Origin of the sequence: Pradoshia sp. (assembly GCF_051873915.1) — a bacterium.
In the GTDB taxonomy this organism is placed as follows: Bacteria; Bacillota; Bacilli; order Bacillales; family Pradoshiaceae; genus Pradoshia.
Genome location: NZ_JBJEFJ010000044.1, coordinates 13,956 through 17,685, shown reverse-complemented (window position 1 = coordinate 17,685; position 3,730 = coordinate 13,956). Strand labels below are relative to the sequence as shown.

Annotated in this window: 5 protein-coding genes; 1 reads left to right on the top strand and 4 read right to left on the bottom strand. The window is 46.1% G+C overall.

Annotated elements, in window-relative coordinates; genetic code table 11:
• From pcp to ACI35L_RS04965, 4 genes are all read right to left on the bottom strand, one after another.
• Window positions 1-554: pyroglutamyl-peptidase I (pcp, locus tag ACI35L_RS04980; RefSeq protein ID WP_439802356.1), on the bottom strand; the 554-nt coding region annotated here is incomplete at its 3' end.
• Between the two features lie 31 nt (window positions 555-585).
• Complete coding sequence (locus ACI35L_RS04975; RefSeq protein ID WP_439802355.1) at window positions 586-1,515, bottom strand: DUF979 domain-containing protein; 930 nt, start codon at window positions 1,513-1,515, stop codon at window positions 586-588.
• A 13-nt stretch (window positions 1,516-1,528) separates the two neighbouring features.
• Window positions 1,529-2,209: a DUF969 domain-containing protein gene (locus ACI35L_RS04970; protein WP_049670403.1), complete on the bottom strand. Its 681-nt coding sequence runs from the start codon at window positions 2,207-2,209 to the stop codon at window positions 1,529-1,531.
• Window positions 2,210-2,508: 299 nt separating this feature from the next.
• The gene (locus tag ACI35L_RS04965; protein ID WP_049672831.1) at window positions 2,509-3,051 is read right to left on the bottom strand and encodes a VUT family protein; all 543 of its coding nucleotides are present in this window, start codon (window positions 3,049-3,051) and stop codon (window positions 2,509-2,511) included.
• 163 nt (window positions 3,052-3,214) lie between these two features.
• Here ACI35L_RS04965 and ACI35L_RS04960 point away from each other — a divergent pair, with 163 nt between their 5' ends.
• Window positions 3,215-3,682 (top strand): hypothetical protein, encoded by a 468-nt coding sequence (locus tag ACI35L_RS04960; protein WP_439802354.1) that lies wholly within the window; start codon window positions 3,215-3,217, stop codon window positions 3,680-3,682.
• The last annotated feature ends 48 nt before the right edge of the window (window positions 3,683-3,730 follow it).

Here is a 3,730-nt window from a genome sequence, read left to right as displayed (position 1 = left end):
TCAAGGGACATGAATGGTGTGTTCTTCTTGTCCATCACTTGGGAGGTCATGTATGGGATATGGATGAAGCCGCCCTTCATGTTCGGGTACTTCTTGTCAATCATGTAGAGGATTCCGTACATGACATGGTTGCAGACGAATGTGCCGGCTGTGTTGGACAGCGTTGCTGGGACACCGTTGTCGTTCATGTGCTTGACCATTGCCTTTACAGGGAGATTGGAGAAGTAGGCTGCTTGGCCGTCTTCTTTAATAACAGCATCGATTGGCTGGTTGCCTTCATTGTCCTTGATGCGGTAGTCATCGATGTTGATGGCGACGCGCTCAGGGGTGATGTCGAATCGTCCGCCTGCCTGCCCGATTGAGATGATAATGTCAGGGCTATGCTCTTCGATGGCGCGCTCAATCGCTTGGACGGATTTTGTTTGAACAGTCGGGATGATGACCTTGATGATTTCAGCGCCTTGGATACGGTCACTGACTTTCTTGACGGCTTCTTCAGCTGGATTGACGGGTTCTCCGCCAAAGGCATCGAATCCTGTGATTAATACTTTCATCGTCTGATCTCCTTTTGTTGATTATTCTATCTTAAAATCCTAAGAAGTACATAAGCAGAATGTGAACGGCAAGCAAGGATAACGCGATTGGTGCTTGCGCTTTGATGACGCCGTTCTTGTCCTTCATTTCAAGCAAGGCCGCTGGCAGCATATTGAAGTTTGCAGCCATTGGCGTTAATAATGTTCCGCAGTAACCAGCTGTAAGGGCGAGCGTTCCGCAGATGATTGGGTCTCCGCCGATGGCGAATACGAATGGTACCCCGATACCAACCGTGATGACCGCGAATGCAGCAAAGGCGTTCCCCATGATGATCGTGAACAAGGCCATACCGATGCAGTAAGTAGCGACACCAACTAAAGCATTTCCTGTCGGGATGACGTTTGAGATGATAGAGGCAATCTTGTCGCCTACCCCCGCTGCCGTGAACAACACGCCGAGGGATGCCAATAATTGCGGCAGGATGGCGAATGAACCGATTGATTGATACGTTCTGTTTGTGTCTTCCAATAGTTCCTTCGGTTTCGCTTTCGTAATGACAAAGGCAATGAGCAATGCACAGATGGCTGAGATTCCGATAGCGACCGTTCCTGGGAATGGTGTGAAGGTAGCAACGAGCATCGCGATCAGCGCGATGGATAAGGAAGGAATGAAGATCTTTAATCCAAGCTTCTCTGCCTTAAGCGTTGAGAATGTCTCGCTCAATTGAGCCAATGTACCGATATTGATTTGTTTTGTTGCGGAAAGGATTGCAATAATCACGACCAAAATACCGACGACCATGCTTGGGATGTAGTTGCCCGCCATGAAGATGACGGCCAGGATGCCCCAGAAGATAGCTGTTCCGATTCTTGTCTTATGCTGCTTATCCTTTAGCGTAAACACCATGGTGATGCCCATGCATAGACCAATCATGATGTAGAATACTTCAAGTAGTATATTGGAAAGTTGTGTTACATCCATTCTTGCTCACCTCTTACTTTGCTTTGCCTTTTGTGGCGTATTTTTGTTGCAGTTTTCTGTCAACTACGGTTGTTTGAACGACCCAGAAGATAAATGCGATGACCGCTACCGGTACCGCCACTTTTGAAATTTGCAGGGTATCAACGGCATAGCCCATGCCTTCTAATGTGGAAGCAATCAATAATACGCCGGCATTTGCCATAAACACATTCTGTGCGAAGAAGTTCCCAACATTATCAGATGCCGCGGAGTAGGATTTAATTTTCTCGATATCTTTCTCTTCAACGTTTTCTCCGTATTTCGCCACAACCGCACCTTCTGCCATCGGGCTGACGAGCGGACGAACGAATTGCGGGTGACCGCCGAGTGTGACACCCATTCCGATTGTGACTTCACGGATGAATGTGTAACCAGCCAATAGTTTACCTGCTGATAGTTTGCTAGCTTGCTTGATCAGCATAACGGCTTTTGCTTTTAGACCGTAACGCTCACACAAACCAATGACCGGAATGGTGATCATGAACAGGCATGTTACGCGGTTGGCCACGAAAGCATCTCCTAATGTCGTGAGGATTTCCGCAATATTCATATTCGCGACAAGTCCAGTCGAAATACCTGCTACAACGACTACCGCGATCGTGTCCAGCTTCATTGCGAATCCAATGATGATGATAAGGATTCCTAGTAATTCCATCTGAATTTCTCTCCATTTCTAACATTTTTGTTATTTTGCAATAATTTTATCTCATTATATAATCCATTTCCTCTGATTGGGAATGGCTAAAAATTGTCAATCTGTTCGGACAGGATAATGTGCTTTTGCTGAAAAGGAGAGAAAAGACTTGTTATTAGCGGGTTTGCAGCGTTTTAAGAGTAGGTGATTCTTCCTGAAAATAACGGGTTGTAAAGTGTTCTATTTTAAAAAGAGGGGCTGGTGCAGCGCAGTAAAATCATTGTTTTCTAGAACATAAAAGCTCCCCATAAGGGAGCCCTTTATCCATTCACGACTGTCTTTCTGTTCACTATAGCGGCAATCGGGTTGATCAACATCGCACCGATTCCTTGGATAATTGTTTTCACGATGACCTGGCCGAGGATAGCCGCTGGGACCGCCTCCCATGGAAGCATGCCGGCACCAATCGGGCTTAAGCCGATGATGACAAAGATGGCAGAGTCAAGCAATCCGCCGACGATGCCGCTGTAGAATACGCGCCAGCTCATCGGTAATTTCAATCGAGAGTAGATTTCCGTATCGGTCGTCTCCGCAACGGCAAAGGACAGAGCCGAGGCCATCACGATAATGAGCGTGTCGCCGAGCAGGTATGAAACGAGTGCTGACAACAGCAAGGCTGAAGTGATAAATACATAGGTCCGCTTCCGTCCATATTTGTTTTGAACGAGGTCACGCAAAATGAATGTTGCCCCGATGAAAAGCGATCCCATCGGTATGATAAAGATGCCAAACGCAATCGGCACGAATGCTGCTGTCACGACATTGGCCGTCACAATGGACAGTAAATAGAATAGAATTCTCATGCTTTCCCCTTCCTTATCGATGATTCCAGTCATTTACTGTACCATCTTTTAACAAATATTTCCACTGAAATCATTCGCTTTATTTTTCTCTTCTATGCTTTATTAGTATAATGAAAATAGATATAGGCTACATTTATCCCATCAAGTTATGGAGGTCATCGATATGACAGATCTTGAATACAGACAGATGGTTGAGAAGAAGTACGGAATGCCGCTAAAGGATTTGATGTATGAGGTTTGTATCAGGAGTGAGATGGATAATTACGAGGCGGCTGAGGAGCTCGGGGTTCCCCATGCCACATTTATGGAATGGCGGGCAGCCTTTCATTTAGGACCTTATCATTCTGACACGATGAAGGACCTTCCAATTAGTCAGGACCCTGTCATTTCTGCCGCAGCAGATGAGAGCCTGAAATATAGCAATGAGGAGAGCCTGCGCGGATTTGAAGAGCTGTCCCGTCAGATGCTTGCCTTAGCGAAGCAGCATCATGATAAGATGAAGAAAACGGATGCCACCCCGCTCGACCGGGTCAATATTGTTCTATGGGAATCGGTTCTTTATTGTTTGGCCAATTATAAGGATGGAACCTTGCAGAAACAGTATAAGGAATTAAAGAAGAAAATGAAGTAATGGACAAGACATACCCCTGCTTTCCTAAATAGGGGCATGTCTTGTCTT

Coding starts and splice junctions, on each gene's coding strand:
- ACI35L_RS04975 (WP_439802355.1), bottom strand. CDS start 1,515: ATGGATGTAACACAACTTTCCAATATACTACTTGAAGTATTCTACATC.
- ACI35L_RS04970 (WP_049670403.1), bottom strand. CDS start 2,209: ATGGAATTACTAGGAATCCTTATCATCATCATTGGATTCGCAATGAAG.
- ACI35L_RS04965 (WP_049672831.1), bottom strand. CDS start 3,051: ATGAGAATTCTATTCTATTTACTGTCCATTGTGACGGCCAATGTCGTG.
- ACI35L_RS04960 (WP_439802354.1), top strand. CDS start 3,215: ATGACAGATCTTGAATACAGACAGATGGTTGAGAAGAAGTACGGAATG.